Below are 3,265 nucleotides of genomic sequence, written 5' to 3'. Positions count from 1 at the left end.
GAGGGCGGGGTGGCCGCCGGGTGCTCCGAGAGGAGGTCGAGGGCGATGCGGACGGCCTCCTCGAGGCCGGTGAGGCGGCCCTCGGCCCAGTCGAGCGGGGTGCGCAGCGCCTCGACGTCCGGTTCGACGCCGTGGTTCTCGACGGACCAGCCGTACGCGTCGAACCACGCCGCGTTCATCGGGACGGTGATGACCGTGCCGTCGCCGAGGCGGTGGCGGCCGGTCATGCCGACCACGCCGCCCCAGGTGCGCTGGCCCACCACCGGGCCGAGCTCCAGCAGCTTGAACGCCGCGGTGATCATGTCGCCGTCGGAGGAGGTCGCCTCGTCGGCGACCGCCACCACCGGCCCGCGCGGGGCGTTGGAGGCGTAGGAGACCGGCTCGGCGTGGCGGGTGACGTCCCAGCCGAGGATGGTGCGGGTGAGCTGTTCGACGACGAGTTCGCTGATGTGGCCGCCCGCGTTGCCGCGCACGTCGACGATGAGGGCGGGCCGGGAGACCTCCATCCGCACGTCGCGGCTGAACTGGGCCCAGCCGGAGCCGCCCATGTCGGGGATGTGCAGATAGCCGCACCTGCCCTCGCTCAGCTCCCGGACGATCTCCCGCCGCTCGGCGACCCACGTCTGGTAGCGCAGCGGCCGCTCGTCGACCAGCGGCAGCACGGCGACCCGGCGCGTCGGCCCGCCGCCGGGGGCGGCGAAGGTGAGCTCCACGGTGGTGTCCCCGGTGCCCGCCAGCAGCGGGAAGGGGCCGGCGGTGACCTCCACCGGGCGGCCGTTCACATGGGTGAGCACCGCGCCCTCGCGGATGCCGGTGCCGGCCAGCGGGGAGCGGGCGCGCGAGTCGGAGGAGTCGCCCGGCAGGATCCGCTTGACCTGCCAGCCGGCCGGGGTGCGCACCAGGTCCGCGCCGAGCAGGCCCTGACGGCGCTGGTAGTGCGGCGGGCCCTCGTTGCGCCGGGCCGGGGTGACGTAGGCGTGCGAGGTGCCCAGCTCGCCCAGCACCTCACGCAGCAGGTCGGCGAACTCGTCGGGGGTGGCGACCCGCTCGATCAGCGGCCGGTACTGGGCGAGGACCGCGTCCCAGTCGATGCCGCACATGCCGGGGTCCCAGAAGTAGGCCCGGGTGAGCCGCCCGGCCTCCTCGAAGGCCTGCCGCCACTCGGCGCCCGGGTCGACCCGGTGCGAGATGCGCCGCGCGTCGATCCACACGGTCGTGTCCAGGTCGCCGATCTCGGTGGCGGGCAGGGCCCGCAGTTCGCCGTCCTGGACGACGACCAGCCGGCTGCCGTCGCCGCTGACGCCGAACCACTCCAGGTGGTGGACGAGTTCGGTGCGCCGCGCCTTGGCGATGTTGAAGTGCTCCAGGGAAGGCCGGTCGCTCGGGTCGTCCGGGTTGGCGAAGGTCTCGCCGAGCGCCCCGGAGATCGGCCAGCGCAGCCAGACCAGGCCGCCGCCCGCCACCGGGGTGAGCGAGGAGTACTTGGAGGCGGCGACCGGGAACGGCGTGACCCGGCTCTCCAGTCCCTCCGTCTCGATGGAGACCACGCCGGGCTCGTCGGACCCCTCCAGCTCCAGCCCGCCCGCGGCCGGCCGGCCCTCGGGGGAGAGGGCGAACGGCGAGGGCGTGGCGGAGGAGAGCGGCACCAGGTAGGGGCGCGAGCCCAGCGGGAACGACAGGTCGCCGGTGTGCACGTCGTACACCGGGTCGAAGCCGCGCCAGGACAGGAAGGCCAGGTAGCGGCCGTCGCTGGTGAAGACCGGGCTCTCGTCCTCGAAGCGGCCGGCCGTGACGTCGACGATCGTCCCGTCCTTGATCCGGGCCAGCTTGATCTGCCGCAGGGTCCGGCCGACCGTCGGGTGCGACCAGGTCAGCCAGCCGCCGTCGGGGGAGAAGGCCAGGTCGCGGACCGGGCCGTTGCCGGAGCGGACCAGTTCGGTGACCGAGCCGTACGCCTCGGTGTCGGAGCCGGCGTCGTCCGAGACGGTGATCAGCATCAGCCGCCCGTCGTGGGAGGCGACCGCCAGGCGGTTGCCGTCCGGGTCGGCGGTCATCTCCAGGACCCGGCCCAGCCGGCCCGAGGCGAGCCGGTGCGGGGCGCGGTCGCCGGTGGCCCGGGGCAGGTAGGCGATCTCGACGGCGTCCTCGCCCTCCGCGTCGGTCACGTAGGCGATGCGCCCGCTGCCGCCCAGCATCTCCGGCAGCCGCACGCGCACACCCGGCACGTCGGTGATGGTCCGCGCCGGGCCGTCGCGGTGGGTGAGCCAGTACAGGCTGCCGCGCACCACCACGGCGCTGGCCCGGCCGGTCTCGTCCACCGCGATCCCGCCGACGTGCTGCGCGGCCGGCACCTGGTGCACGCGGCGGCCGGCGCGCGGGCCGGAGGTGCGCACGTCCAGCCGGCGCGGCGCGGAGTCGGCGGTGAGGTCGTCGACGATCCACAGGTCGCCGGCGCACTGGTAGACCACCCGGGTGCCGTCGCCGGAGGCGTGGCGGGCGTAGAACTCGGCGTGGTCGGTGTGGCGGCGCAGGTCGGTGCCGTCCAGGGCGCACGAGTACAGGTTGCCGACGCCCTCGTGGTCGGAGAGGAAGGCGATCCGGTCGCCGACGAACTGTGGGGAGTCCAGGTGGCCGCCGAGGTCGGCGAGCAGCCGCTGCCCGTCCAGCCACAGGCGTCCGGCGGCGCCGCCGCGGTAGCGCTTCCAGGAGGCCGGCTCGTGCGGGGGCGTGCCGGTGAGCAGGAGGGTGCGCCAGTCGTCGCTTCCCTCGCCCTGCGCGGCGGCCCTGGGGTCGGCGGTGAGGTCGATGTCGGAGACCGGGCCCCAGCGCAGCGGCGCGCCGGGGCCGCCGTCCAGCGGGACGGCGTGGGAGAAGGTGATCGGGAACGGCTGCCCGTGCGAGGAGACGGCGAGGATGTCGCTGCGGCCGCCGAGGTCCGGGTCGGGCGGCGTCCAGCCGCACACCCGGGCGTCCGGGCCGCCCCAGTAGGTCAGCCGGGTCGACCCGCCGCCCTCCACGGGCAGCACGTGGACCTCGGGGACCAGGGTGTGCCAGGAGGTGTAGGCGATCAGCGTGCCGTCCGGCGAGAAGCGGGGGTGGCCGATCTTGGTGCGGTCCGAGGTGAGCCGCCAGGCCCGGCCGCACTCGCCGCCCTTCTCCAAGGGCGCCAGCCAGAGGTCGTCCTCGGCCACGAAGCACAGCAGGTCGCCGCGGATGTGGGGCAGGCGCAAAAAGGTCACCCCACCATGCTTCGGCGGGCCGGGCG

1 protein-coding gene is annotated in these 3,265 nt (G+C 75.1%); it reads right to left on the bottom strand.

From position 1 onward, the window contains the following. A partial coding sequence (locus tag ACOV8S_RS00750) for a S41 family peptidase (RefSeq protein WP_448315297.1) occupies positions 1-3,239 on the bottom strand: 3,239 nt, incomplete at its 3' end. Positions 3,240-3,265 lie beyond the last annotated feature (26 nt).

The sequence above is a fragment of the Streptomyces sp. CO7 genome, assembly GCF_053474865.1.
This window is presented reverse-complemented; position numbering and strand designations above follow the sequence as displayed.